The following is a 24,968-nucleotide window of genomic DNA, read 5'->3' as shown; positions in this document are numbered from 1 at the left end:
TGTCTTGGTGGGAATTTAGGGGATTTTGGGGAGTTTTGCAAAGGTTTCCATTAGCCAAATACTTTTTCCAAGTGTGCTTGGTAATCAGTTAAGTATTGTTCTACTTGTGGATTTTTGATCACATCGTTACATAAGAATGTCGGCAGACGGGTCAAACCGATGAACTCATTGAGTTTGTGGAAGTGCATGTATAAAGCATCCACGCCTTTACCTTCGAAGAAATCGCCTTCGCGAGTGAAGGCTTCAATCGGCGCATTCCAAGTAAGTGAGAGCATGTGTTTTTTGCCTTGTAATAAGCCACCTGTACCGTACCCTTCGGTTGGATTGACACGATGGCGGCCATCACTGTGGTAAAGCTTGCCGTGTCCGGCGGTTAATACTTCGTCTATGTATTTTTTCACTGTCCAAGGTTCGTGCATCCACCAACCTGGCATCTGCCAAATCACGGCATCCATCCACAAGAATTTTTCGATTTCTGCTTCAACATCGTAACCAGCATCAATCACGGTTTCTTTTACATTGTGTCCAAGTGCGGTTAAAACTTCTTTCGCTTTTTTGTGAAGTGTGTGGTTTAACTCGCCATGTGAATGGCCGAAATCTTTACCACCGTCTAGTAATAAAATATTCATCTTTTTGCTCCTACAACAAATAATTCTGAAAAATGAGGGCTTAAATTATGCCTTTTTACTGCATCTTTTAAAAGGGAGCTGTACTAGATTAGCCCTAAATTTCACACCAATCCCGCAGAATTTTAAGCTGTTGAGACGGTGTGCCGAAGTTAAATCGAAATTCGCATTCTTTCAAGAACAGCGGGAAGGATTTGCGATCGATTCCGTTGTATTTGCGTAAGACGCGTTTTGCCTGATTCCAAAAATTCTCAATGCCGTTAATGTGGTTCTGACAGTCGGCAAATTCCTTGGAATGGTTGATGCGGTAATGGATGAAACCGCTCACGTCCAACTTGTCGTAGCTGCTCAGGCTATCCGTGTAAACAATGCTGTCCGGCATGATTTTCTTTTTGATGACAGGGAGAAATGTTTCAGGCTTGGCATTATCCACCACAACAGTATAGACCCGTCCGTTGCGTTTCAGAATGCCGAAGACAACCACTTTTCCTGCCGCGCCGCGACCACGTCTGCCTTTACGCCGTCCGCCGAAATAGCTGTCGTTCAGCTTGACAGGGCCCTCGAAAACCTCATCGGCAGCCAAGGCCAAATGATAGTTGATAACCGTGCGGATTTTACGGTAGAACAGTGCTGCTGAATTGGGATGGATGCCCAAAATATCGGCCGCAGAACGGGCGGTAACTTCCAATACAAAAAAACGGAGCAGTTCTTTCTGTACTTTTTTCTTTAATTTGCAGTGCGTTATCTTCATATTTCGAGGGTAACATATCTGCTAATCTAGTACAGCCCCAAAAATAAATATATTAAATATATATGTAAATAATTAGAAGTGCTATAATGAATACTATATAAATATCAATTTATGCATATCTTATGAATAAAGAAATTTATCTTCCTCGAGTTTTACATGATACTGATGGCAAAGAATTTAATGAATCTGAATTGCTTTTATTTAAGAATAAAGTGATTATTGTTCTAGCTGAGCCAGGAGCGGGTAAAAGTTGTTTATTGGATAGTTTGTCAGAGCAATTAGAAATCAAAAAAAGTATTGCCAATATATTTATTCATTCGAATCCACAGCAATGTTCTTCGCTTGCTATTGATGGTTTTAATGAGTTAGTAAAAATTGGTCCATCAACGGTAACACAAGCACTAATAATGGCCTGCAATACTTCGGCTAAAAGGATCATTTTATCTAGTCGTTCTAGTGAAATGGTATGAGGGTTATACACAACAGTGTAGGAATATTTTTAGTGAAGAGCCTTTGTTAGTTTATTTGAAACAACTTAATGAACAAGAACAAAAAGCACTATTTTTATACCATTATCCAGGTCAAAATGTAGAAAAATTTTTAGAGGATGCAGCTAGTATTGAGTTAAGCCCTCTATTATCTAATCCTTTATTTCTGAAATTATTTTCAAAATCCTATGTGGAAAATAATCAATGTTTTGAAAATCGTCATTCTGCTTTTAAGTTGACTATTGAAGGATTAGCAAAAGAAAATAATAGTGGTTATTCTTATGATAGAAATATATTACCAGCATCTAAAAAAATTGAATTAGTAGAAGATGTTTTTACTAAACTGATGCTATCAGGTTCAGAAGGTGTGAGTTTAAGTGATTCTGCATCTAATCGTTTCTACCCGCATATTGTTGCTTTAAATTCAGATAAAAATATTAATCAAATTTTATCTACACAATTTTTTCTTCCTAGTGATGGAATAGAACAACACAGGCCTGTTCATAGGATTGTTGCAGAATATTGTGCTGGTAATTATCTTGCTAAAAGATTGACCTCAATAGACAATCCATTATCACTGCTCAAAATCTTATCTATTATTGCTCCGAATAATATTGTACGTGATGAATTACGCGGTTTGTTCGCTTGGATGACTGTATTATCAGAAAATCAACGTATTCAGGAAGAGCTAATTGATTTAGATCCTTATGCTATTTTATCGAATGGAGACCCTGCTTTATTATTACCCTTCTCAAAGAAAAAACTACTATCCAAATTAAAAGTTTTAAATCAAGAAAATCCTTATTTTCGCCGTAGCGATAGATGGCGAAGTTTCAGTATCTCTGGATTTTTCACAGATGAATTGATCGATGAACTGAAAAGTTTGTTATCTCCAGATAATTCTGATGGGGATTTACAAGGACTGTTATTAGAACTATTAATAGATTCTCCAATAGTTTCAAAACTAACTAATGAACTAAAAAGCATTGTTTGTAACATTAGCGTTGAATCTAGATATGAATATAACCGAAGATTGGCAGGAAAGTGTTTAGCAAAAATTAAAGACTCTAATTACCGAGAGATTTGGGAATATCTAATTGAAGCTAGAGATAATACCTCACTTGCTATCGTAGCAGATATGATGACCAAATCTAATACTGAATTTGAAATAGATGATTATATTAAATTTTTAAGAATTTGCTCCGAGTTATATCCTACAGATTATCGTATTGAAAGAGTTATTGGTGAACGTTTCTTTATTAAACGATTTATTCAAAAACTGAGTTTTGCTCTAGTTATACCATTGTTAAATGAGTTATCTGCTAATTTATCTTGTTCTTATCAAAAAAAATATGATTGCCAGTGCAGAGTTGGTATTAGCAAGATTATTAGTATGTTATTAGATCGCTATTTTGAACTAGTTCAAGAACCTTGGGAGCCTGAAAAAATTTGGGAGTGGACTAAAAATCTATATTTTCAGAATGCTGCAACAAAAAAAGAAAGTTTATCGGTAAAAATTTTATCTGAAAATGATGAATTAAGACAGAATATTATTAGAATTGCATTTAAATATATATTTGATAATAAATCTATTCATGAAACTAAATTTTATATATTTGAACAAGGCCATTCCGGCTTAAATTTCCAATCGCAAGATTACAAATACATTGTTGATTTAGCCTTTGATACTGATGATGTTGAATTATGGTCGTACTTTATGGCTAGACATAATTTCTATGGCCATAAGGGACCTAATCAATTGCGTCAATACATGCGTATGCAAGCATTAAAAAAATATGAGTTCTTGCGTATTTGGTACAGAACGAATATAGAAGATAAAAATAATTACAAATGCAATGTTTTAAGATGTCGACGTAAGAGGAGATATCGAGAAGATAATAAAAGACAAAAAAATATTCATTATAGAAATATTCAATTTATTCAAGAAAATAGACAATTAATAGAAAGCGGGAAACACTGGAAATCTCTTTTACATTTTTCTCAAACTCTTTTATTCTAACCTAATAAAATTGTAGAAAAATTTGGAGATGAGCAACTGGTTAGGAATGCTCTCTATAACTGTTTAGATTATATACAGCCGAATATCCCAAGTTTATCTAAATTAGCAGAATTACAATGTCAATCTAAATCTTTAAACCTTGAGTTCATTTTATATGCCGCGTGTTTAGAGATTTTAAAACGAGATGGGGCATTAAATTCTGTATCAGCTGAAATATTAACAGCTTTACGTACTAATTTATCTACTTATTGGCTAGGTGTTAATTCTGATGATAGAGATCGACTAAAACAAGAAGTGGATAGATGTCTATTCTCTAATCCTGCCGATACAGAAAATTTTCTACACAAGTATATTGAGCCACAATTGGCTTGCATGGAGTGTAAAAGTGCACAAGTAAATTGGCTGGCAGATGATGAAACATTTAAATTTTTGCAAACCACTCTTCCTTTAGAGTGGTTGGAAGATTTTCCTGATATGAATTTTTCAGCACAAAAGGAATTATTAAAGTTAGCTATTCAGTTTGGTGATCGCGAAAAACTTAAAGAGATCGTGCAGCAATACTGTGAAAACTTACTCAATATAAATCCTACCTTAGAAGAGGAAGATATTAAATCTAAAAGAAATTTTTGGTTTGCTCACGCTTTTTATCTATTAGATGAAAATTATGAGATTTTTTGGCAAGAGTTAATTAAAGATGTTAATAGTATCTTTATTTTAGAAGAGCATTTTGGCAGTTTTGGTGATTATACAAAATGGATAATGCTTTCGCCTGTCAAAATTGAATTAATTCTGAGTGCTTTTATTGGAAAATGGGAAGAAGTGTATTTACCTACCTCTTATGGCTCGGATAGTCCAGATTCAGAAAAAGCTTATCGTTTTTTAAGTGAACTAATTGGTAAATTAGGAGATAGTTATCAAGATAATCCAATACCTGTTCTAGATCGCTTATTAAATAATAGTCAATATAGAAATTTTTATAATAGTTTAAAAAGTATTCGATTTAATTACTTATGTAAATTATCAGTCCAAAATTTCCAAATGCCGACGGCTGATCAAGTGGTTAATTTTTTAGATGAGAATGAAATAATTAGCGTCGAAAATTTACGCACAGTTATATTGGAAGAATTACAAAATTATCAAAAGGATTTAGATGGACATGATATTACTTCAAAGTCAATATTCTATCATGACAAAATAAATATCCAGAATCGAGTTAATGAAAATACTGCAACACAGCGCATAGCAGATCGTTTAAGAATATGGCTTGAACGTTATCAAGTGAATCTTATCCGTGAAGGATATATGAAAGACGATAATCGATGCGATCTTGTTTTTTCTAAGTTAATTAATGGTAAAAGAAAAATTTTACCAGTTGAAGTAAAAGGACAATGGCATTCGGAACTTTATTCTGCATTCGACTCGCAGTTGAATCGTTTATATGCTACTCATCCAGATGCTGATGGACAAGGTATTTATTTAGTATTGTGGTTTGGTGCAAATGAAAAGGTAGCTAATCGGAAAACTCATGGAATAAATAATGCCAAAGAACTATATTTTGATCTTCAAAAGCACATGTCTGAAGAATTGAAAAAAAGGCTAGATGTTTTTGTTTTAGACTTATCAGTTGATTAAATAATATTCCTAGGGTATTTCTTGAAAGGCAGGCACTCTAATTAATATCCTAGACGCTCTTTTTCATTTCAAAGTGCGGTCAGATTTCAAAGCGTTTTTATAAATCGTCTTCAAAATCTGACCGCTTGTAAGCAACCTATTTTTTGTAAAACCTCTGCTAATACATCTAATTTTACCGTATCCAAACCTGCTTCGTAACGTGCTTTTTGAAAAGCGCGTAAGGCTTCAAATTCACGCGTAGACTCGGTGATTTTTTCCTTTTTATCCTACTAAAACCGACGTCATGCTGAGCGATCCCGCAATCAAATTATCGTTGAAAAACGTAATATCGTCTTGCGGTTCGCGTAATGCCATGATGTACAGCAACGGCAAGTAATGATCCGGCGTTGGCACAGAAAGCTCGGCCTTTTCGCCTAGCTGCTCATAATGCACCAAAGTTTCATCATCTCGTGTTGCAATCGCCTGATTGACCGTTTCGCGGAACGCAAACGCCCAATCATACCCTGCACCGATTTGGTCGATATTCTCCCAGCTTATCGCCCTCAGATTATGCACAATGTTGCCACTGCCGATGATTAACACACCCTGTTCGCGCAAGACAGATAATTTTTTCGCCAAATTGAAATGCCATTCTGCCGATTGCAAACGGTTAAGGCTAAGTTGCACCACGGGAATATCGGCTTCGGGATAGAGAAATTTCAATACCGCCCATGCGCCATGATCAAAACCACGCATTGGGTTCAGCTCGACATTTTCCGGCCGTAATAATGACCGCACTTGCTCCGCCAACTCAGGTGAACCAGACGCAGGATATTGCACTTGGCTGAGTTCATCGGGGAAGCCGTAGAAATCGTAAATCATTTTAGGATGTTCACCAGACGTAACCTGCAAACGGCTGCTGTACCAATGCGCTGAAATCATCAAAATGGCTTTTGGTTTGGTAAACTTTTGCGTAATTAGACTGAAATTCTGATTGAACACGTTTTCTTTATCCAACACATTCATCGGGCTGCCATGCCCAACAAACAATACAGGCATTTTTTTCATGTTCTGCTCCTCGTTATCTGATCCAGCAGATTGTACGGATAAATTTTTATTCAAAACATACCGGTTTACGAACAACATCTTTTACTGATAAGAAATCATGACTGGTAATGTTAGATATAGTATTGATGCATTTAGAAGAGTTCATTCAAAAGGCCGTCTGAACACTTTACTTCAAACGGCAAAATTTTTTTTATTTCTGTATTGACAGAAATAAAAAATGGAATAGAATATCAACACTATGAAACTGAATCCGACCACTGAAAAATTTATCCTCCATTGGGGAGAAATGGGTACCAAATGGGGCGTAAACCGTACCGTTGCACAAATCCATGCCCTGCTCTACATCTTAGGCAGACCGATGAACGCCGAAGAAATCACTGAAACGCTCGGCGTAGCGCGCTCCAATGTCAGCAACAGCATCAAAGAGCTGCAAAACCTGAGACTGGTACATACCGTGCACATTCTGGGCGACAGGCGCGATCATTTTGAAACTTCAGATGACGTTTGGACTTTGTTCCGCACCATCGCAGAAATGCGTATGCAGCGTGAAATCGAACCGACGCGGCAATTTTTGCAAAGCCTGATCGACAGCCCTGAGTTTAGTCAGGAAAACGAAACCGCCAAGCAAAGAATCCGACAAACCCATGATTTCATCAATACGCTGACCATGTGGGCAAATGAAATGTTGAAGCTTTCTACTTCAACCATGGTGAAAATTTTAAAAATAGGTGCCGGAATACAAAAATTTTTCCGTTGATCGCAATGGGCATTTGTTCAATAATTCAATAAATAGAGCCGATGCTATTTTGAAATATGGAAACATGCTCATGGCAGCTTTGTATGGGCATGTTTATCTGAAGCTTAATGTTCTTTGGTAGATTTTGAATCACTGGATATAGATTTCCCACCTAAAGAAACAATCCCGAAGCCTATCTAAAATTTTTTACCCTATTATTTCTCTTTTAACAGAAATTATAGAAATTACAGATAACATATGCATTTAAACACTAAAACAAATTAGGAAACCAGCATGTCCGACAACACTACGCACAATCTCCCCGCCTATCTGTCTTACTCGATGGGATTGCTATGGCTCTGGAGCGGTACCCAGCCTCTGCTTTTCATGCCTGAAATGTCATTGGATTTGCTGCATTCGGTCGGTATTCCCAATCCGTTGCAATGGCCAACATTAATTACCGCTTCACTATTGGATACCAGTTTTGCCTTTTTATGCTTCAGCCGCTTTCGCTCCCGCTCTGCAATATGGCTGCTGCAATTGATAACCGTCGCGGCATACAGCCTGATCATTGCTTTCAGACTGCCCGAAATGTGGGCGCATCCATTTGCGCCTTTGTTAAAAAACCTGCCGATTATGGCTATTTTGTTTTTCCTGTATCAATCCGTAGGAGATAAAAAATGAACACTTATTTAATCGTTAAAACCCTGCACATCATCTCGGCTACCTTAATGGTCGGCACCGGTTTTGGTACAGCGTTTTACCTCTTTTGGGCAAACCGCAGCGGTTCGGTCGCCGCGCAGTCGGTCGTATCGCATTGGGTCATCAAAGCAGATTGGTGGTTTACGACTCCCGCCGTCATTTTCCAACCCTTGTCCGGCTTATGGATGCTGTACGAACGTGGCTATACCGTTTCCACCATGCTAGAACAAAATTGGGTATGGATGACGATCGGTTTATACATCCTTGCAGGCATTTGCTGGCTGCCCGTTGTCTGGCTGCAAATCCGTATGGCAAAGATTGCCGAACAAGCGCATAAAGAAAACGCAGACACCATTCCAGAACCCTATTGGCGTTATGCCAGACGCTGGGAATTGCTGGGCTATCCCGCCTTTTGCGCCACTATCGTGATTTACTTCCTGATGGTGATGAAACCGATTTAAAGATTTTCAGACGACCTCAGCAACACCATAAAGAAAAACCATGAACATCATCATTTTCGGAGGCAGCGGCTTCATCGGCAGCCGTACCGCCCAAATCTTAAAAGAACAAGGTCACCAAGTTTACACGCCCGACCGCCGCGCCTTCGATTTTCTTCATCCTGACGAAACCGCCGCACGCCGTTTATTAGAGGGGCAAGACGTCCTCATCAACTGCATCGGCATCATGAACCGTCATGCCGAAATACTCGAAACCGTACACCACCGTACGCCCAAACAACTCGCCGCATGGGCAAAAACAGCAGGCATAAAACACTGGGTGCAACTATCCGCACTGGGTGCCGACCCATCTCAATCCATCAACTTTGTCGGCAGCAAAGGACGTGGAGATGATGCCGTCGCCCAAAGCGGCATCCCGATTGCCATAGCCAGACCATCCGTCGTTTACGGGCGAGGAGGAACCAGCTGCGAACTGTTCATCAAATTAGCCCGCCTCCCTTTGCTTCCCCTGCCGGAAGGCGGCCGCTTTCATTTGCAGCCCGTCCATCTTGCCGATGTTGCCGAAGGCTTGGCAAAACTTGCCGCCCAAACCGACACCGACCATAGCATCATTAACATGACCGGCAGCCAAAACCTGACCTTGGCGGAATACCTGACCACCCTCCGCCAAACTCTGCACCACAAACCGCCGCAACACATCCTACCCGTTCCCCTGCGCCTGATTGACCCAGCATTGCCGTTGGCCAACCTCCTCAGCAACAGCATCATCAGCCGCGACAGCTTTGCCCTGCTCAAGCAAGGTTCATGCGCTGATTATTCTGATTTTGCAGCTTTACTAGGCAGGAAACCATTAGCCGCAGAAAACTTTGCCGGTTGCCTATAATTTGTTTAGTTTTAAAATGACAAAACAAAGGCCGTCTGTTGTTCAGACGGCCTAAAGCTTTTATAAAATACTTTATTGCAAAACAATTCAGTTCATCAGAAGCTTATTGCTTCTACCTACCCAACTACAAAGGCTGGGCCAAATCATTTTCTGTGTTGTAGCTGATAAAATCCTGCTCATGAGGGAAATGGACAAACCGCGCGCGCTGTTGCTGCAACCAGCCGCGGATGCTGCGCATTCCTGAATAAAGGTATGGCACGGTGCTTTGCAGGATTTGCGGACGGATGAACATCACGCTGTAATGCGGTCTGGCAGAGGTCTCCACATAAAACGCATTACACAATGGCGTGCGCCGCGCGATGGTTTCAAACTGGGAAACCAAGTTTTCCGGCAAACGCGGCATATCGCAGGATACGATAAGCAGCCAATCGGCAGTGGCAATTTGTAAATCGTTGGCGGCAGTGCACAAAGCGGCTAAAGGGCCGTAATGCTGCCATTGGCGCGCATCGGAGAAAACGTGCGCGCTGCGTTGGGCGTAGGATTCGAGATTGCGGTTGGCACTGATGGCGATATGGCTGACTTGCGGGCGGATTTTTTCGATAACGTGGTCTATCAAGGCTTTGTTGTGCCACTGTACCAACCCTTTATCGACACCTCCCATCCGGCTTCCCTGCCCGCCGGCCAATATCAGTGCGAAAATTTTCATTTTGGTAGTCCTTTGCGAAGCAGAGTATGGAGTGTGGTTCAAGATGTTGTGTTTATTGGATAAGTTTCAAGGTTTCAGGCCGTCTGAAACCTTATTTTCATGATTTAATTCACTTGAGATGAATTTTATCATAACATGATTTTACATTAAACCCCTGTTTTTTCTTATCATAACCATACAATTATTTTAGACAGGTTGTTTATAGGCCGAAAGAATGATATTTTTATAAGATTATCGGATTAGTTTCCCTGCGTGTATTATGCGTTTATTCTCCGGATCTTCAGACGGCCTGAGCCTGTCTTCGCGTTTAAAACTGCTGACTTTTTTATGGGTCAGTTCGGCGTTTTTGTCGATTGTTTTTACCCTGCTGCTTTCTTGGCGTTTGGAAAACGCGGCCAAAACGATTGAAGATGCAGGCAGTTTGAAAATGCAAGTGTATCGGTTGGCTTATATGGCAAGCGTCCGTACGCCCAATGCGCAAATTGACAACCAAATCAAAGAATTTGAGCGTACGCTGGCCAGTGTGACGCAAAGCGATGCCATTCATCCGCTGATTCCGTCCCAAATGCCGCTGGCTTACGATTTGATCCAATCGATGCTGTTGATCGATTGGGAATCCAACATCAAGCCTTCTTTGCAACATTACGAGCGCCCGACCCAAATCGGCCTGTACCGTTTTGCCGGCAATATCGAGCTGTTTTTACAGGCGATGGAAAATGCCAACGAGCAAAATACCTTGTGGCTGCGCCGCTTTCAAATGGCCATGATGCTGATGATTGTTGTGGCTGCAGGCTTGATGATTGTTTGGCATTATTCATGGATTATCCGCCCCTTGGAAAAACTGCGCGATGGTGTAGAAACCATCAGCAAAGGGCATTTCGGCGTTCAAATCGAGACAGACCAGATTCGTGAGTTTGCCCAAGTAAGCAAGGGCTTTAACCAAATGAGCCGCCGTCTGCATACGCTTTATACGGATTTAGAAGGACAGGTTGCCCAACAAACCCAAGACTTGGCCCGGCAAAACCGTGATTTGACCCTGCTCTACCAAACTACGCGCAACCTGCACCAAACCTTTACGCCGCAACAGGCGGCAGAAGAATTTTTAACTCAGATTCTGCCGGCGTTTTCAGCCTTAGGCGGTACGGTATATCTTTCCGATGAGGAGCGGAAACGTTCTGATTTGGCGGCAAGCGTCGGTGAAACCGAAGAAGGAAATCGTGTAGAATTTCCGATCGTTTATCAAGACGAACAGCTCGGCGTACTGACCCTATATTTTTCAGACGGCCATATGCCTGACGAGCAAGACGAAAAACTGCTGCATACTTTAAGCGGACAGCTGGGCATTTCCATCGCAAGCAACCGCATGGAACAAGAGCGCCGCCTGCTTGCAGTCTTGCAGGAGCGTAACTTGATTGCGCAAGGTTTGCATGACAGCATCGCGCAAGCTTTGACCTTTTTGAATTTGCAGGTGCAAATGTTGGAAAGCGCGTTTGCTTCAAACCAACGCGAGCAGGCTGAAGAAAACATCAGCTTCATTAAAGACGGCGTGCAGGAATGCTATGAAGACGTACGCGAACTTTTGATGAATTTCCGCACCAAAATCAGTAATAAAGATTTTCCTGAAGCGGTAGAATCGCTGCTGGCGCGTTTTGAACGACAAACCGGTATTCCAGTTGATTTAAAATGGCAGGACGACGGGCAGGCTTTGAATTATGATGAGCATTTGCAAATCATCTTCATCTTGCAGGAAAGCCTGTCCAATATTCGGAAGCACGCGCGTGCGCAACATGTCAGCGTCGAAATTGCCAACCACGGCGATTTTGTCATGACGATTCGTGACGACGGCGCAGGCTTTAATAAAGAACACTTATCAGACCGGCCTTCAGGCGAACATGTCGGCTTGGGCATTATGCAAGAACGGGCCCAACGGATTAACGCAGAATTGGCCATTACATCGCAGATTGGGCAAGGTACGGCGGTTATGCTGACTTTGCCGCAACAAATGAGAACAGCATCATGACGATTAAGATTACCCTTATTGACGACCACACCCTATTTCGCAGCGGTATCAAGGCCTTGCTTTCACGCCAGCCTGATTTTGAGGTCGTCGGCGAAGCTTCAGACGGCCTGGCCGGCGTAAAAATGGTTGAGCAGCTCAAGCCTGATGTGGTCTTACTGGACTTGGATATGCCGGTCATGAATGGCCGCGAAGCATTGGCTCAAATTTTAAGTATCAATCCGCAACTGACCGTCATTATGCTGACCGTTTCCGAAGACAGCGATGACTTGACCGAATGTATGCGTATGGGTGCAAAAGGCTTTTTGCTGAAAAACATCAATGCCGACTTCCTCTTAGAAAGTATCCGCAAAGCCGTCGATGGCGACAATGTCTTCTCTCCAGAAATGACCAGCCGCTTGGTGCAATCGCTGATTTCCCCTTCTCCTTCCCGCTCCGACCACCTGCTGGCGCAGCTGACCCCGCGCGAAATGGAAATCTTGGGCTATCTTGCCGCCGGACACAGCAACAAAATCATTGCCCGCCATTTGAACTTGGCAGAGTCAACCGTCAAAGTGCATGTGCAAAACCTGTTGCGTAAGTTGAACCTAAGCAGCCGCGTTCAAGCAGCGGTTTATGCGGTGCAACACAAAGTACCGCAACCGGTATTGTCTTAATCAGGCCGTCTGAAACCTTCTTTTTAAAATGTTTCAGGAAAAGTGTTTATTCGCTATAATCACGCCGATTTATATGCAGGGTTGTCTGATTCTTTCAGACGGCCTTTTTATTTGATTTCTCACTGATTTAAAACAACATGTCCGAAAACATTCCAGAAAATACACCCGAAAATACCGTTCCTGAAGAACACAAACGCAGCATCCGCAGTTTCGTCTTGCGCCAAGGCCATATGACCGCTGCCCAACAGCGCGCCATCGATACGATGTGGCCGCAATTTGGTGTGGACTTCCAAGAAGCCCCTTTGGATTTGAACCGCACTTTTGGACGGGACAACCCTAAAGTTTTGGAAATCGGTTTCGGTATGGGTGTTGCAACGGTGGAAATCGCCAAACGTCTGCCCAATACCGACTTTTTAGCGATTGATGTTCACGGCCCGGGCGTGGGCAATATCTTGAAACTGATTGAGGAGGAACACATTTCCAACATCCGCGTAATGCGTCATGATGCAGTGGACGTAGTAGAAAAGATGCTGGAAGACGGTTCTTTAGACGGCATTCATATTTTCTTCCCTGACCCTTGGCACAAAAAACGCCACAATAAACGCCGCTTGGTACAAGTGCCGTTTGTTGAAAAGCTGCTGCCCAAACTTAAAAGCGGCGGCTATGTCCATATGGCAACCGACTGGGAAGAATACGCCGTGCAAATGCTGGAAGTTTTGAGCAGTTTCGACTCTTTGCAAAACACAGCTGCCGATTACGCCCCTACGCCTGATTATCGTCCTGAAACCAAATTTGAAGCTCGAGGCAAACGATTGGGTCATGGCGTTTGGGACTTGGTGTTCCGTAAGAAATAAAGCCGAACATAAAACACAAGGCCGTCTGAAAAATTTCAGACGGCCTTTTATCTTACTGATTAAGCCAAGAAAAGTTTATAAGCCGGATTATCAGTTTCTTCTTTATAAACATAACCCAAGCTCTCCAAAAAGTCGGCAAAAGCCTCATTGTCGCTGTCAGGTACATCGATACCGACCAAAATACGGCCGTAGTCCGCACCATGATTGCGATAATGGAACAAAGTAATATTCCATTCGGCGCGCATATGGTTCAAGAAACGGGACAACGCACCCGGGCGCTCCGGGAATTCAAAGCTGACCAAGCGTTCGCTGGATACTTTTTCCGTACGTCCGCCGACCATATAACGGATATGGATTTTGGCGATTTCGTCATTGGTCAGGTCAACATTGGGCAAGCCTGCGTCAGCCAGTTGTTTGCTGATGACGGCCAAGTCTTGCGCACCGGCGGTTTGCAAGCCGACAAAAATATGCGCATTTTTATCGCTGCCGTAGCGATAGTTGAACTCGGTAATATTCCGACTACCCAAGACATTGATAAACTTAAGGAAGCTGCCTTTTTCTTCAGGAATGGTAACGGCAAAAATACCTTCGTTGCCCTCGCCCAGTTCACTGCGTTCAGAAACATGGCGCAGGCGGTGGAAGTTCATGTTGGCGCCACTGGTGACGGCAACCAGGTTTTGACCTTGAATATTGTTTTTCGCAACGTAAGCCTTCAGGCCGGCAAGTGCCAATGCGCCCGCAGGCTCGGTAATGCTGCGCGTATCGTCAAAAATATCTTTAATCGCGCCGCACAACATATCCGTATTGACCGTAATAATTTCGTCCAACAGCTCTTTACACAGGCGGAAGGTTTCCTCGCCCACCACTTTAACCGCAGTACCGTCTGAAAACAGGCCGACATCTTTCAAATGTACGATTTCACCTGCCTCTACCGATTGCTTCATACAGCAAGAGTCATCGGTTTGCACGCCAATCACTTTAATCTCAGGGCAAACCTGTTTGATAAATGCCGCTACGCCTGCTGCCAAACCGCCGCCGCCAATCGGAACAAAAATCGCATTGATATTACGGTGTTGACGGAGAATTTCCATGCCGACAGTTCCCTGACCGGCAATCACATCAGGATCATCAAAAGGCGCGATATAAGTCAGTTTTTCCTTTTCTGCCAACTCCATCGCATAATCATAGGCATCGTTGTAAGACACGCCTTTCAATACCACTTCGCCGCCTCGGCTCTTGACCGCATCAATTTTGATTTTCGGCGTAGTTTCCGGCATCACAATCACCGCACGGCAACCCAAATACTGCGCCGACAAAGCCACACCCTGTGCATGGTTGCCCGCACTGGCAGCAATCACGCCGCAATCCAAGGCTTCTTTAGGCAGTTTCGCCATTTTGTTGTACGCGCCGCGGATTTTGAACGAAAACACCGGCTGCAAATCTTCACGTTTGAGCAAAACCTGATTGTTCAGACGGCCTGACAGACTGCGCGCCAAATCCAAGGGCGTTTCTACGGCCACATCATAAACGGAAGCGGTCAAAATACGGGTTAGATAATCAGAAAGAGGAAGGGAATGGTTCATGGTATTTTAGTGTTCGGAAATAAATTGCAATTCGGTCAAATCGACCGGAGGAAAAAGTTAAAACCATACCCCTGAGGCCGTCTGAAGGCAAGAAAAATCTTAGCAAAGCCTAAATGAGACGGTATAATGTCCGCTTAATATCTATTTAATATGCCAAACTGTTTACTTTGAAACAGTGTCCACTCATATTCAAATCCACACATAATGATGAAAAAAACGCTACTTAGCTTAATTTTTGCTGCCCTCCTGAATACTCCTGCCCTTGCTGCAGACCCGGTTGCTTCCGCACCTGCCGTACAAAGCGAGGCTCAAACGCAGCCGCTGCTGCGCAGCATCAACAGCCCGACAACACCGCCGGAAATTGCGGCGACTGCCTACATCGTTACCGACCTGCACAGCAAGCAAACCTTGGCATCCAACAATGCAGACACGCCTATCGAGCCTGCTGCATTGACGCAAATGATGACAGCCTACCTTGCCTTTAAAGCACTGGAAAACGGTACGCTTCAAGCAGATCAAATGCTGACTGTTTCAAACGTCGGCTGGAAAGTCGAAGGTTCGCGTATGTTCCTCGACCCCAAAGTTCCTGTCAGCATCAGCGATTTGATTAAAGGGACAACCATCCAATCGGCCAACGATGCCGCCATTACCCTTGCCGAAGCCATTGGCAACGGCTCTGTCGACGAATTCGTCAAACAAATGAACGAAGAAGCCAAACGCTTGGGCATGAAGCACACCCACTTCAACAACCCGACCGGCATTTCTTCTAACGGCCATGTTTCAACCGTTGGCGACCTTGCCATCTTGGCCGCCGCACTCATTAATGACTATCCGAAATATTATCCATTATTTGCAAACAAATCTTTCAAATACAATAATATCGAGCAGCCCAACCGCAATCTCCTGCTCTATCGCGACAGCAGTATCGACGGTTTGAAAACCGGCTATAGCGAAGGCGCAGGCTACCATCTCGCCGCTTCCAGCAAACGCAACAACCGCCGTATTGTTTCCATTCTTGCCGGTGCCGAATCCACCGAAGCGCGCGCCAGCGAAAGCAGCAAACTGCTCAACTGGTCATTGCAGGCATTTGATACGCCTAAACTTTACAACGGCGGAGAAGTGATTTCCCAAGTCAAAGTTTACAAAGGCAGCACCAAAGCCGTAGATATCGGTTTCTTGGACGATGTTTACATTACCATTCCCCACGATACCGGCAAAAACGTCAAACCAATCTTAGAAACGCTTCAGCCCGTCCTCGCCCCGATTGAAAAAGGCCAAGTATTGGGCAAGCTGAAAGTCATGAAAGACGGTAAAATTATTGCCGAAAAAGACGTTGTCGCCCTGACCGGTGTGGAAGAAGGCAGCTGGTTGCGCCGTATGTGGGACGCGATTGTGTTGTGGTTTAAAGGTTTATTCAGTTAATCCTCTTTCTATCAAAACATAAATTAAAGGCCGTCTGAAATTTTCAGACGGCCTTTTGTATATCTGTTTTATGGCTTTAATAAAAATTCCTAACAAGAAATTTATCCATTTTAATTTTAGCAGTTTCAGTGATTGCCAATATGCAACGCTTCCAAAAAATGCCGTCTGAAAACATAAAGATTTTCAGACGGCATTTCAATACCTTAATAGGCTATCAGTATGGGCTTAAACTAAGCCTTTTTTCTCCAGATAGCTTTCGTAATCACACGTTTTATATCCACCTTTGTCATCTAATTTGATAAATTATGTGGCATCTACTACGCGTTAACTTACACTTAGACTACCTGAAACCTTGATTTACTGCAACTTATCCTTCTGCCATGCTTGGTATGAACGAATGGCTAAAAACAGGCAGACAATCCAAATTATGCCCAAGAAGCCCCAAACACCGGGTGCCCCGAACTCGTTAAATAACCAAGCAACTGCTCGGCCTTTACGAGAAGCGTGTTCGGTAGCGACAACATTTACAGTGTCTCCAAACGTAATGTACCAGCCCAGCACTGGCAATACGATTAGTGCAAACAGATTTTGTAGCAGTTTTTTAAGATTTGCATTCATATTGTTTCCCTACAAAACTCCTTTTTTCTCCAGATAGCTTTCGTAATCGCCCAAGTAGTGTTCATATCCGCCTTTGCCATCCAATTCGATGATTTGGGTAGCCAATGAAGATACAAACTGACGGTCATGCGAGACGAAAATCAGCGTGCCGTTGTATTTTTCCAGCGCCATGTTCAAGGATTCGATGCTTTCCATGTCCATGTGGTTGGTCGGTTCGTCCATGACCAAAACATTGGGTTTCAACAACAACAGTTTACCGTAAAGCATACGGCCTTTTTCGCCACCGGAGAGGACCTTCACTTTTTTCACGACATCGTTGCTGCCGAAGAGCAAGCGGCCCAAAGTGCCGCGGATGACTTGTTCGTCATCGCCTTCCTGGCCCCATTGGCGCATCCATTCAGTCAAATCCATATCAACATCGAAATCGTTTTCATGGTCTTGCGGATAATAGCCGACACTGGCTTTTTCCGCCCATTTGATGGTGCCTTCGTCCGGCAACAGGCCGTCTGAATATTCGGGGTTGTACGCGCCGGCCAAAAGTTTCAGCAAGGTAGATTTACCTGCGCCGTTCGGGCCGATGATGGCGAGGCGTTGACCGGCTTCAAGAATGAAGTTCAGGTTTTTAAACAACTGGGTTTCAAAACGTTTGGCCAGTTTTTCAACTTCCACAGCCTGACGGTGCAACTTGGCTTTTTCATCAGCTTCAAAACGGATATACGGGTTTTGACGGGTAGAAGGTTTGACTTCGACCATCTCCGATTTGATTTTGTCTGCTTGTTTCAGACGGCTGGTTGCCTGACGGGCTTTGGATTTGTTCGCAGAGAAGCGGGCGACGAACTCTTGCAGCTCTTGCAGTTTCTCTTTGGCTTTGGCGTTGTCTTTCAGGGCGCGCTCACGCGATTGGGCGGAAGCGAGCATATAGTCGTCGTAGTTGCCCGGATAGATGGTGATGGTGTTGTAGTCCAAATCCGCCATATGGGTGCAGACTTCGTTCAAAAAGTGACGGTCGTGCGAAATAATAATCATGGTGGAATCGTATTGGTTCAACACGCCTTCCAACCAGCGGATGGTATTAATGTCCAAGTTATTGGTCGGTTCGTCCAAGAGCAATACATCAGGTTTGGAGAACAGGGCTTGCGCCAGTAATACACGCAGCTTGAAGCCCGGGGCAACTTCCGCCATGGTCGCATTGTGCAAATCTTCGGAAATACCCACGCCGCTCAACAATTCGGCAGCGCGCGCTTCTGCGGTGTAGCCGTCGTATTCGGCGAACTTGGCTTCCAGTTCGGCGGCTTTCATGTAGTCGTCTTCGGTAGCTTCGGGGTTGGCGTAAATCGCATCACGCTCGGTCATCGCCGCCCACATTTCTGTATGACCCATCATCACCACATCCAGCACGCGCATGTCTTCGTAGGCAAACTGGTCTTGGCGCAATTTACCCAAACGCACGCCGTTTTCAATCGCCACTTCACCGGCAGTCTGTTCTAAATCGCCACCGAGGATTTTCATGAAGGTGGATTTGCCTGAGCCGTTGGCGCCGATCAAGCCGTAACGGTTGCCTTCGCCGAATTTGACGGATACGTTTTCAAACAGCGGCTTTGCGCCGAACTGCATGGTGATGCCGTTGGTAGAAATCATTATTCGTAAAACCTTTATAAATAGAATGTTATAATCGGACGCGATTGTAGCATATTTTTGCAAAGACCTCAGGATTGAGGCCATGGCAAATGTGCCCAATACCGATGCAAGATGAAAACAGGCAACGCTTCACGCAAAAATGCGTTGTAGGCAGCCTTTCAGGCCATCTGAAACGGAGAAACGATATGGAAACGCACAAAATCTATTACGCCGTGATTATTTTGGTATGTGCCGCCTCCATGCTGCTCAGCCCGTTTTTCTATATCCGCCGCACGCGCTCAGGCTCCGAATTGCGGCGCGCGCCCAGACAGTGGAAACCCATCCTCTTCGCCAACATCATCATGATTGTGGCTTTGTTTGTTTGGTGGAAATGGTTTTAAGGAAAAATAAAAAATGAACAAAATTTGGTTCAGCACATTACTGCTCGCTTTGACAACTGTGGTTTCCGCCGCGCCTATTTTTGAATGTACCGATTCTGCCGGCCGCAAAGTCTATACCCAAGCCGGCGGCAAAAACTGCAAAGCCAGCAATATCGGCAAACTGTCCATATATACTTCTGCGCCTGTTTCAACACCGGCAACGCCGACTTCCCCAAGCAAAACCGAGCAGGCGGAAGAAGCTGTCGCCCCGGTCAATCCGGCTGATGTCGGCGCGGCCAAGCGTGCTTTGGATACCGCCAAGAAAAATTTGGAAGAAGGCAAAAAAGTGCGTTATGGCAATGAACGCAACTATGCCCGTTATCTCGAACGGATCAACGGTTTGGAAAAAGCCGTCCGCTCGGCTCAGGAAAACTACGATGCAACGCAACGCCAGCCTGCCTCTCAAGATCCTGTTGCCTATTAATCCTTATCACACCAGCAAGGCCGTCTGAAATATGATCGTTCAGACGGCCTTTTCATGTCTTCAATATAACAAAATCGTCTTTATACCAAACAAAGCATTCTTTCCAGTTTCCAGACGGCCTTGTTAAAGTAAGCGTGTATTAAATTCTGACGGTTGCCATTATGTTGTTACTCAAAACACCCTCTGTATTGCCGGGTTTCAAGCTCAGCCTGGGTTTGACGGTTTTGTGCCTGTCGCTTTTGGTGGTTTTGCCGTTTGCGATGATGGCGGCCAAAGCGGCGGAAATCGGCTGGAGCGGATTTTGGAACACGATTACCGAACCCAATGTCTTGGCGGCCGTCTGGCTGAGCTTGCGGATGTCGTTTTATGCGATGTTGACCAATATCGTGTTCGGTACATTGGTTGCCTGGGTATTGGTGCGCTATGAATTTCCGGGCAAAGGGTTGGTAAACGCTTTGGTCGATTTGCCGTTTGCGCTGCCGACGGCGGTAACAGGCATTGCGTTGGCAACCCTATATGCGCCCAATGGCTGGATAGGCCGTTTTTTCGAGCCTTTGGGCATCAAAATCGCCTTTACGCCTACCGGCATCTGGATTGCGCTGATTGTCGTCAGCCTGCCCTTTATCGTCCGCGCCGTGCAGCCGGTATTGGAAGAATTGTCGGGCGAGTATGAAGAAGCGGCGGCAACTTTGGGCGCAAGCCGTTGGACTACGTTCCGCCGCGTCCTTTTGCCTGAAATCACACCGGCACTTCTGACCGGTGCAGGCATGATGTTTGCCCGCTCTACCGGCGAATACGGCTCGGTCATCTTTATCGCAGGCAATATTCCGATGGTGTCTGAAATCCTGCCCTTGATTATTACCGGCAAACTGGAGCAATACGATGCTCAGGGCGCGTCTGCCGTTGCTCTGTTTATGCTGATGATTTCGTTTGTCATCCTGCTGATTTTAAACATTATGCAATGGACTTTAAGCCGCCGCGCCGGAGCGAGGGTTTAACAAACAACAGGCCGTCTGAAACATCAAGCAAACATTTTTCAGACGGCCCGAATAGATACAAGAATAAATCGAGACTACCCTACCATGAAAACCCATTCCACCAATCCAAATTTGAGCGAACCGCGTTGGCTGCGCGTATTGCTGACCGCTACCGCCTTGGGCTTTCTGCTGCTGATGCTGGTCGTGCCTTTGGTTGCCGTATTCTATGAAGCCTTAAAAGGCGGTTGGGATTTGTACCTGCAATCCTTGACCGATCCCGAAGCATGGTCTGCCATCAAATTAACACTGATTACCGCGCTGATTGTCGTTCCCATCAATGCCGTATTGGGCGTGGCGATGGCGTGGCTGCTGATCCGTTTTGATTTTCGCGGCAAGCAGTTGCTGACCACCCTGCTCGATTTGCCGTTTTCCGTATCGCCCGTGGTGGCCGGTTTGATGTTCGTCTTATTGTTCGGCGCGCACACTGCATTGGGCGGATGGCTGGAAGCACAAGGCATACAGATTATCTTCGCCATCCCCGGCATTATTCTGGCGACCTTATTCGTTACCTTCCCCTTTGTCGCACGCGAAATCATTCCTTTAATGCAGGCACAAGGCGACAGTGAAGAACAGGCCGCGCTGATACTCGGCGCAAACGGCTGGCAGATGTTTTGGCGCGTTACCCTGCCCAACATCAAATGGGCGCTGCTCTACGGCATCATTCTTACCAACGCCCGCGCGATGGGCGAGTTCGGCGCGGTCAGCGTGGTATCGGGGCACATTCGCGGCGAAACCAACACCATCCCGCTTTTGGTCGAAATCTTCTACAACGAATACAACTTCACCGGCGCATTCGCCCTCTCCGGCGTATTGGCACTTTTAGCCTTGGCCACCTTGCTGGTGCAAAACATCATTACCAAATTACAAGATAAAAAACTCGCCGCCGCCGAAAGGAACGCAGCATGAGCATCACCATCCAAAACTTAAACAAACACTTCGGCAACTTCCACGCGCTGAAAAACATCAACCTCAACGTCCCCACCGGCAAACTCGTTTCCCTGCTCGGCCCTTCCGGCTGCGGCAAAACCACGCTCCTGCGCATCATCGCCGGACTGGAAAACGCCGACGGCGGCCAAATTCTCTTTGACGGGCAAGACGTCACCGCAAAACACGTGCGCGAGCGCAAAGTCGGCTTCGTGTTCCAACACTACGCCCTCTTCCGCCACATGAACGTATTTGACAACGTCGCCTTCGGTTTGACCGTATTGCCCAAGTCCGAACGTCCGTCCAAAGAACAAATCCGCGCCAAAGTCGAAGAATTGCTGAAACTCGTGCAGCTCTCGCATTTGGCAAAATCCTATCCGCACCAACTCTCCGGCGGCCAACGCCAACGCATCGCCCTTGCCCGTGCGCTTGCGGTCGAACCGAAACTCCTGCTTTTGGACGAACCCTTCGGCGCGTTGGATGCCAAAGTGCGCAAAGAATTACGAACTTGGTTGCGCGACATTCATCACAACTTAGGCGTAACCAGCATTCTGGTCACACACGACCAAGAAGAAGCCCTCGAAGTTTCCGACGAAATCGTCGTCATGAACCACGGCCAAATCGAACAAACCGGCAGCGCCGAAGCCATTTACCGCAAACCAGAAAACGCCTTCGTTACAGAGTTCCTCGGCGAGACCGACGCATTTGAAGGACGCATCGAAAAAGGCATTTGGCATTACCACGGTTTCGAATGGAAATTGGACGCGCAATACAAATGGCAGGAACAAACCGCCATCGGCTATATCCGTCCGCACGAATGGCAGCTTGCCGCCGAAAACGAAACGCCGATGATTCGTGCCAAAATCGAAAAAATCCACGCCGTCGGCGCATTGACGCATATTCTGGTGAAGCACGACAAACAAGACGTGCATATCACGCTGGCAGGCAGCGATGCCGCGCGTTACCAAATTGCCGAAGGCAAAGAATTGAAGCTGATTCCGAAACAGGTTTATGTCTTCTCTCAAAACGAGCTGATTGAATATTCGATTTGAGACTAAATCATAAGGCCGTCTGAAAATCTGCTTTCAGACGGCCTTTCATCTTATTTAAACCTGCCAATCAATCGGCTCTAGACCATGTGCCTGCAAATAAGCGTTTGCCTGCGAAAAATGTTTGCAGCCGAAAAAGCCGCGATATGCCGATAAAGGCGAAGGATGCGGCGCGGTCAGCACCAAATGACGGTTGCGGTCGATGAACGCGCCTTTCTTCTGCGCATGGCTGCCCCACAGCATAAAGACCAAATGCTCGCGTTCCCTATCCAATTGTCGGATGACTTCATCGGTAAACGCCTCCCAACCGAAGGTCGCATGGGAATGCGCCACACCGGCACGGACAGTCAACACCGTGTTCAACAGCAACACGCCCTGTTCCGCCCAATGCTGCAAATAGCCGTGTTGCGGAATCTGAAAGCCTTCAATATCCGTAGCCAGCTCTTTATAAATATTGACCAATGACGGCGGCACCGCAATTTCAGGCTGGACGGAAAACGCCAAACCATGCGCCTGACCCACGCCGTGATACGGGTCTTGCCCCAATATCACTACTTTTACATTTCCGAATTCAGTCGTCCGAAAAGCATTGAATACGTCGCGTTCAGGCGGATAAACGGTTATCCCCACCTGCCTTTCATGGCGCACCTTCTCCAAAATCGTTTGAAAATACACCTTTTCTTTTTCCGCACCAATTGCCTCGTGCCAAGTCTGCATTATTTGCCGCTCCGTATTTGAACGGACTTATTATAACTGAAATAAATTTCAACCTTAGCCTTTTCATTTCAAGCTGTTGCCATTATGATAAGGATTATCAAAAGATTATTAAAAGGATATGCCGCATGACGATATGGTTTGTTGCCGCCGCCGTTGTTCTGATTGTCGAATTATTTATCGGAACGGTTTATCTTTTGGTGGTCAGCGTAGCGCTGGTCGCTGCTGGAATCATGTACGGATTAAGCGGACACTTCTCTGCCTCCGTTTTGACCGCGACCATCATCAGCGCATTCGGTATCTGGCTGGTACACGGCCGTCTGAAAAATCAGTTGACTCCCCAAGCACTCAACGATGATTTGGATATTGGGCAAAACGTCCGCATCCTACGTCACCTGCATGACAATATTTACGAAGTCACCTACCGCGGTACACACTGGCAGGCACAAGCCGAACGGCCTCAAGATACTTTTCAGACGGCCTCAAGCGCAGTCATTACTGCCAAAAACGGTAATCTGCTGATTATCCGCACACTCTCCCAACCATCATCATAAGGAAACATTATGGAATTTCTGCTCAGTCTCCCCGTCCTACTCCTCATCGTCGTTGTTGTTTTTGGTTTCAAATCCTTTATCGTTGTACCACAGCAGGAAGTTTATGTGGTCGAACGATTGGGCCGTTTTCACAAAGCGCTGACTGCAGGTCTGAACATCCTTATCCCATTTATCGACCGTGTCGCCTATCGTCACTCGCTGAAAGAAGTTCCTTTGGATGTTCCCAGCCAAGTCTGTATTACCCGCGACAACACTCAGCTGACTGTGGACGGCATCATCTACTTCCAAGTTACCGATCCTAAACTCGCGTCTTACGGCTCCAGCAATTACATCATGGCGATTACCCAGCTTGCGCAAACAACTTTGCGCTCTGTCATCGGCCGCATGGAATTGGATAAAACCTTTGAAGAACGCGATGAAATCAACAGCATTGTTGTTGCTGCTTTGGACGAAGCGGCAGGTGCATGGGGCGTGAAAGTCTTGCGTTACGAAATCAAAGACTTGGTTCCGCCACAAGAAATCCTCCGCTCAATGCAGGCGCAAATTACCGCCGAACGTGAAAAACGCGCGCGCATTGCCGAATCCGAAGGCCGTAAAATCGAGCAGATTAACCTTGCCAGCGGTCAGCGCGAGGCAGAAATCCAACAATCCGAAGGTGAAGCGCAAGCCGCCATCAACGCGTCAAACGGTGAAAAAATCGCCCGCATCAACCGCGCACAAGGTGAAGCCGAAGCCCTGCGCCTGGTGGCAGAAGCCAACGCCGACGCCATCCGCAAAATCGCCGAGGCTGTCCGCTCAGAGGGCGGTGCTGAAGCCGTTAACCTGAAAGTTGCCGAGCAATACGTTGCCGCCTTCAGCAATTTAGCTAAAGAAAGCAACACGCTGATTATGCCCGCCAACGTTGCCGACATCGGCAGCTTGGTCTCTGCCGGTTTGAAAATCATCGACGGCAACAAGCCTAAAGCGTCATAATAGCATTCTGAATCAGGCCGTCTGAAAACCCAATACGG

Annotated in this window: 26 protein-coding genes; 18 read left to right on the top strand and 8 right to left on the bottom strand. The window is 45.3% G+C overall.

Going from position 1 to position 24,968, the window contains the following annotated elements; genetic code table 11:
* Nucleotides 1-50 precede the first annotated feature (50 nt).
* Together HMPREF2675_RS03430 and HMPREF2675_RS03425 are read right to left on the bottom strand one after the other, a co-directional pair.
* On the bottom strand, nucleotides 51-629 hold the full coding sequence (locus HMPREF2675_RS03430) for an NAD(P)H-dependent oxidoreductase (protein WP_070814077.1): 579 nt from the start codon (nucleotides 627-629) through the stop codon (nucleotides 51-53).
* A 94-nt stretch (nucleotides 630-723) separates the two neighbouring features.
* Nucleotides 724-1,377 carry an IS1595 family transposase gene (locus HMPREF2675_RS03425; protein ID WP_070814076.1) on the bottom strand — a complete coding sequence of 218 codons (654 nt, stop codon included), beginning with the start codon at nucleotides 1,375-1,377 and terminating at the stop codon, nucleotides 724-726.
* 122 nt (nucleotides 1,378-1,499) lie between these two features.
* Between HMPREF2675_RS03425 and HMPREF2675_RS10855 the strand changes: the two genes are divergently transcribed.
* From HMPREF2675_RS10855 to HMPREF2675_RS10845, 3 genes are all read left to right on the top strand, one after another.
* Complete coding sequence (locus HMPREF2675_RS10855) at nucleotides 1,500-1,847, top strand: hypothetical protein (RefSeq protein ID WP_083323865.1); 348 nt, start codon at nucleotides 1,500-1,502, stop codon at nucleotides 1,845-1,847.
* Nucleotides 1,834-3,885, top strand: coding sequence for an NACHT domain-containing protein (locus tag HMPREF2675_RS10850; protein ID WP_083323864.1), 2,052 nt, complete (start codon nucleotides 1,834-1,836; stop codon nucleotides 3,883-3,885). Before HMPREF2675_RS10855 ends, HMPREF2675_RS10850 begins: the two co-directional genes overlap by 14 nt.
* Before the next feature lie 363 nt (nucleotides 3,886-4,248).
* A complete protein-coding gene (locus HMPREF2675_RS10845) occupies nucleotides 4,249-5,517 on the top strand; it encodes a hypothetical protein (RefSeq protein WP_141759943.1) in 1,269 nt (422 codons plus the stop codon).
* 261 nt (nucleotides 5,518-5,778) lie between these two features.
* Here HMPREF2675_RS10845 and ygiD read toward each other — a convergent pair whose 3' ends face one another.
* Nucleotides 5,779-6,564 (bottom strand): 4,5-DOPA-extradiol-dioxygenase, encoded by a 786-nt coding sequence (gene ygiD / locus HMPREF2675_RS03415; protein WP_070814075.1) that lies wholly within the window; start codon nucleotides 6,562-6,564, stop codon nucleotides 5,779-5,781.
* A gap of 238 nt (nucleotides 6,565-6,802) precedes the next feature.
* Between ygiD and HMPREF2675_RS03410 the strand changes: the two genes are divergently transcribed.
* The 4 genes from HMPREF2675_RS03410 (at nucleotide 6,803) to HMPREF2675_RS03395 (ending at nucleotide 9,343) form a co-directional block, all read left to right on the top strand.
* Nucleotides 6,803-7,321: a GbsR/MarR family transcriptional regulator gene (locus HMPREF2675_RS03410; protein ID WP_070495920.1), complete on the top strand. Its 519-nt coding sequence runs from the start codon at nucleotides 6,803-6,805 to the stop codon at nucleotides 7,319-7,321.
* Nucleotides 7,322-7,594: 273 nt separating this feature from the next.
* Nucleotides 7,595-7,984 carry a DoxX-like family protein gene (locus tag HMPREF2675_RS03405; RefSeq protein ID WP_070814074.1) on the top strand — a complete coding sequence of 130 codons (390 nt, stop codon included), beginning with the start codon at nucleotides 7,595-7,597 and terminating at the stop codon, nucleotides 7,982-7,984.
* Nucleotides 7,981-8,463 (top strand): DUF2269 family protein, encoded by a 483-nt coding sequence (locus HMPREF2675_RS03400; RefSeq protein WP_003778699.1) that lies wholly within the window; start codon nucleotides 7,981-7,983, stop codon nucleotides 8,461-8,463. The genes HMPREF2675_RS03405 and HMPREF2675_RS03400 overlap by 4 nt, the downstream gene beginning before the upstream one ends.
* A gap of 40 nt (nucleotides 8,464-8,503) precedes the next feature.
* Nucleotides 8,504-9,343 carry an NAD-dependent epimerase/dehydratase family protein gene (locus tag HMPREF2675_RS03395; RefSeq protein WP_070814073.1) on the top strand — a complete coding sequence of 280 codons (840 nt, stop codon included), beginning with the start codon at nucleotides 8,504-8,506 and terminating at the stop codon, nucleotides 9,341-9,343.
* Nucleotides 9,344-9,467: 124 nt separating this feature from the next.
* Here the strand turns inward: HMPREF2675_RS03395 and mobA are convergent, their stop codons facing one another.
* A complete protein-coding gene (gene mobA, locus HMPREF2675_RS03390) occupies nucleotides 9,468-10,049 on the bottom strand; it encodes a molybdenum cofactor guanylyltransferase MobA (protein WP_070814072.1) in 582 nt (193 codons plus the stop codon).
* A gap of 259 nt (nucleotides 10,050-10,308) precedes the next feature.
* Here mobA and HMPREF2675_RS03385 point away from each other — a divergent pair, with 259 nt between their 5' ends.
* The 3 genes from HMPREF2675_RS03385 (at nucleotide 10,309) to trmB (ending at nucleotide 13,576) form a co-directional block, all read left to right on the top strand.
* Nucleotides 10,309-12,069, top strand: coding sequence for a histidine kinase (locus HMPREF2675_RS03385; protein WP_070814071.1), 1,761 nt, complete (start codon nucleotides 10,309-10,311; stop codon nucleotides 12,067-12,069).
* Nucleotides 12,066-12,722, top strand: coding sequence for a response regulator (locus HMPREF2675_RS03380; protein WP_004520571.1), 657 nt, complete (start codon nucleotides 12,066-12,068; stop codon nucleotides 12,720-12,722). Before HMPREF2675_RS03385 ends, HMPREF2675_RS03380 begins: the two co-directional genes overlap by 4 nt.
* A gap of 137 nt (nucleotides 12,723-12,859) precedes the next feature.
* Nucleotides 12,860-13,576 (top strand): tRNA (guanosine(46)-N7)-methyltransferase TrmB, encoded by a 717-nt coding sequence (gene trmB / locus HMPREF2675_RS03375; protein ID WP_070814070.1) that lies wholly within the window; start codon nucleotides 12,860-12,862, stop codon nucleotides 13,574-13,576.
* Nucleotides 13,577-13,635: 59 nt separating this feature from the next.
* Here trmB and ilvA read toward each other — a convergent pair whose 3' ends face one another.
* Nucleotides 13,636-15,159 (bottom strand): threonine ammonia-lyase, biosynthetic, encoded by a 1,524-nt coding sequence (gene ilvA / locus HMPREF2675_RS03370; RefSeq protein ID WP_070814069.1) that lies wholly within the window; start codon nucleotides 15,157-15,159, stop codon nucleotides 13,636-13,638.
* Between the two features lie 204 nt (nucleotides 15,160-15,363).
* Between ilvA and HMPREF2675_RS03365 the strand changes: the two genes are divergently transcribed.
* Nucleotides 15,364-16,581, top strand: a complete 1,218-nt coding sequence (locus HMPREF2675_RS03365; RefSeq protein ID WP_070814068.1) for a D-alanyl-D-alanine carboxypeptidase family protein — start codon at nucleotides 15,364-15,366, stop codon at nucleotides 16,579-16,581.
* Nucleotides 16,582-16,938: 357 nt separating this feature from the next.
* Here the strand turns inward: HMPREF2675_RS03365 and HMPREF2675_RS03360 are convergent, their stop codons facing one another.
* The gene (locus HMPREF2675_RS03360) at nucleotides 16,939-17,199 is read right to left on the bottom strand and encodes a hypothetical protein (protein WP_070814067.1); all 261 of its coding nucleotides are present in this window, start codon (nucleotides 17,197-17,199) and stop codon (nucleotides 16,939-16,941) included.
* A gap of 9 nt (nucleotides 17,200-17,208) precedes the next feature.
* The gene (locus tag HMPREF2675_RS03355; protein ID WP_070814066.1) at nucleotides 17,209-18,837 is read right to left on the bottom strand and encodes an ABC-F family ATPase; all 1,629 of its coding nucleotides are present in this window, start codon (nucleotides 18,835-18,837) and stop codon (nucleotides 17,209-17,211) included.
* 185 nt (nucleotides 18,838-19,022) lie between these two features.
* On the opposite strand from HMPREF2675_RS03355, the gene HMPREF2675_RS03350 reads away from it, so the two are divergent.
* From HMPREF2675_RS03350 to HMPREF2675_RS03330, 5 genes are all read left to right on the top strand, one after another.
* Nucleotides 19,023-19,217 carry a hypothetical protein gene (locus HMPREF2675_RS03350; RefSeq protein ID WP_070814065.1) on the top strand — a complete coding sequence of 65 codons (195 nt, stop codon included), beginning with the start codon at nucleotides 19,023-19,025 and terminating at the stop codon, nucleotides 19,215-19,217.
* 13 nt (nucleotides 19,218-19,230) lie between these two features.
* Nucleotides 19,231-19,680: a DUF4124 domain-containing protein gene (locus HMPREF2675_RS03345; RefSeq protein ID WP_070814064.1), complete on the top strand. Its 450-nt coding sequence runs from the start codon at nucleotides 19,231-19,233 to the stop codon at nucleotides 19,678-19,680.
* 161 nt (nucleotides 19,681-19,841) lie between these two features.
* Nucleotides 19,842-20,678, top strand: coding sequence for a sulfate ABC transporter permease subunit CysT (gene cysT / locus HMPREF2675_RS03340; protein WP_004520580.1), 837 nt, complete (start codon nucleotides 19,842-19,844; stop codon nucleotides 20,676-20,678).
* A gap of 84 nt (nucleotides 20,679-20,762) precedes the next feature.
* Nucleotides 20,763-21,623 carry a sulfate ABC transporter permease subunit CysW gene (gene cysW, locus HMPREF2675_RS03335; protein ID WP_070814063.1) on the top strand — a complete coding sequence of 287 codons (861 nt, stop codon included), beginning with the start codon at nucleotides 20,763-20,765 and terminating at the stop codon, nucleotides 21,621-21,623.
* The gene (locus HMPREF2675_RS03330) at nucleotides 21,620-22,693 is read left to right on the top strand and encodes a sulfate/molybdate ABC transporter ATP-binding protein (protein WP_070814062.1); all 1,074 of its coding nucleotides are present in this window, start codon (nucleotides 21,620-21,622) and stop codon (nucleotides 22,691-22,693) included. The genes cysW and HMPREF2675_RS03330 overlap by 4 nt, the downstream gene beginning before the upstream one ends.
* A 54-nt stretch (nucleotides 22,694-22,747) precedes the next feature.
* Here HMPREF2675_RS03330 and ung read toward each other — a convergent pair whose 3' ends face one another.
* A complete protein-coding gene (gene ung, locus HMPREF2675_RS03325; protein WP_070814061.1) occupies nucleotides 22,748-23,407 on the bottom strand; it encodes a uracil-DNA glycosylase in 660 nt (219 codons plus the stop codon).
* Between the two features lie 125 nt (nucleotides 23,408-23,532).
* Between ung and HMPREF2675_RS03320 the strand changes: the two genes are divergently transcribed.
* Both HMPREF2675_RS03320 and HMPREF2675_RS03315 read left to right on the top strand, forming a co-directional pair.
* Nucleotides 23,533-23,958, top strand: a complete 426-nt coding sequence (locus HMPREF2675_RS03320) for an NfeD family protein (protein WP_070814060.1) — start codon at nucleotides 23,533-23,535, stop codon at nucleotides 23,956-23,958.
* 9 nt (nucleotides 23,959-23,967) lie between these two features.
* A complete protein-coding gene (locus HMPREF2675_RS03315) occupies nucleotides 23,968-24,930 on the top strand; it encodes an SPFH domain-containing protein (protein WP_070814059.1) in 963 nt (320 codons plus the stop codon).
* The last annotated feature ends 38 nt before the right edge of the window (nucleotides 24,931-24,968 follow it).

It is taken from the genome of Neisseria sp. HMSC061H08 (assembly GCF_001836795.1).
GTDB classification, from domain to species: domain Bacteria; phylum Pseudomonadota; class Gammaproteobacteria; order Burkholderiales; family Neisseriaceae; genus Neisseria; species Neisseria subflava_A.
This window is presented reverse-complemented; position numbering and strand designations above follow the sequence as displayed.

Excerpts from the sequence above, each read along its gene's own strand:
- HMPREF2675_RS03350 (WP_070814065.1), top strand. The coding sequence starts at position 19,023 with ATGGAAACGCACAAAATCTATTACGCCGTGATTATTTTGGTATGTGCC.
- HMPREF2675_RS03330 (WP_070814062.1), top strand. The coding sequence starts at position 21,620 with ATGAGCATCACCATCCAAAACTTAAACAAACACTTCGGCAACTTCCAC.
- mobA (WP_070814072.1), bottom strand. The coding sequence starts at position 10,049 with ATGAAAATTTTCGCACTGATATTGGCCGGCGGGCAGGGAAGCCGGATG.
- HMPREF2675_RS03385 (WP_070814071.1), top strand. The coding sequence starts at position 10,309 with ATGCGTTTATTCTCCGGATCTTCAGACGGCCTGAGCCTGTCTTCGCGT.
- cysW (WP_070814063.1), top strand. The coding sequence starts at position 20,763 with ATGAAAACCCATTCCACCAATCCAAATTTGAGCGAACCGCGTTGGCTG.
- HMPREF2675_RS03410 (WP_070495920.1), top strand. The coding sequence starts at position 6,803 with ATGAAACTGAATCCGACCACTGAAAAATTTATCCTCCATTGGGGAGAA.
- HMPREF2675_RS03430 (WP_070814077.1), bottom strand. The coding sequence starts at position 629 with ATGAATATTTTATTACTAGACGGTGGTAAAGATTTCGGCCATTCACAT.
- cysT (WP_004520580.1), top strand. The coding sequence starts at position 19,842 with ATGTTGTTACTCAAAACACCCTCTGTATTGCCGGGTTTCAAGCTCAGC.
- HMPREF2675_RS03320 (WP_070814060.1), top strand. The coding sequence starts at position 23,533 with ATGACGATATGGTTTGTTGCCGCCGCCGTTGTTCTGATTGTCGAATTA.
- HMPREF2675_RS03400 (WP_003778699.1), top strand. The coding sequence starts at position 7,981 with ATGAACACTTATTTAATCGTTAAAACCCTGCACATCATCTCGGCTACC.
- HMPREF2675_RS03345 (WP_070814064.1), top strand. The coding sequence starts at position 19,231 with ATGAACAAAATTTGGTTCAGCACATTACTGCTCGCTTTGACAACTGTG.
- HMPREF2675_RS03315 (WP_070814059.1), top strand. The coding sequence starts at position 23,968 with ATGGAATTTCTGCTCAGTCTCCCCGTCCTACTCCTCATCGTCGTTGTT.
- trmB (WP_070814070.1), top strand. The coding sequence starts at position 12,860 with ATGTCCGAAAACATTCCAGAAAATACACCCGAAAATACCGTTCCTGAA.
- HMPREF2675_RS10855 (WP_083323865.1), top strand. The coding sequence starts at position 1,500 with ATGAATAAAGAAATTTATCTTCCTCGAGTTTTACATGATACTGATGGC.
- HMPREF2675_RS03360 (WP_070814067.1), bottom strand. The coding sequence starts at position 17,199 with ATGAATGCAAATCTTAAAAAACTGCTACAAAATCTGTTTGCACTAATC.
- HMPREF2675_RS03365 (WP_070814068.1), top strand. The coding sequence starts at position 15,364 with ATGATGAAAAAAACGCTACTTAGCTTAATTTTTGCTGCCCTCCTGAAT.
- HMPREF2675_RS03380 (WP_004520571.1), top strand. The coding sequence starts at position 12,066 with ATGACGATTAAGATTACCCTTATTGACGACCACACCCTATTTCGCAGC.
- HMPREF2675_RS03425 (WP_070814076.1), bottom strand. The coding sequence starts at position 1,377 with ATGAAGATAACGCACTGCAAATTAAAGAAAAAAGTACAGAAAGAACTG.
- ung (WP_070814061.1), bottom strand. The coding sequence starts at position 23,407 with ATGCAGACTTGGCACGAGGCAATTGGTGCGGAAAAAGAAAAGGTGTAT.
- ygiD (WP_070814075.1), bottom strand. The coding sequence starts at position 6,564 with ATGAAAAAAATGCCTGTATTGTTTGTTGGGCATGGCAGCCCGATGAAT.
- ilvA (WP_070814069.1), bottom strand. The coding sequence starts at position 15,159 with ATGAACCATTCCCTTCCTCTTTCTGATTATCTAACCCGTATTTTGACC.
- HMPREF2675_RS03355 (WP_070814066.1), bottom strand. The coding sequence starts at position 18,837 with ATGATTTCTACCAACGGCATCACCATGCAGTTCGGCGCAAAGCCGCTG.
- HMPREF2675_RS03395 (WP_070814073.1), top strand. The coding sequence starts at position 8,504 with ATGAACATCATCATTTTCGGAGGCAGCGGCTTCATCGGCAGCCGTACC.
- HMPREF2675_RS03405 (WP_070814074.1), top strand. The coding sequence starts at position 7,595 with ATGTCCGACAACACTACGCACAATCTCCCCGCCTATCTGTCTTACTCG.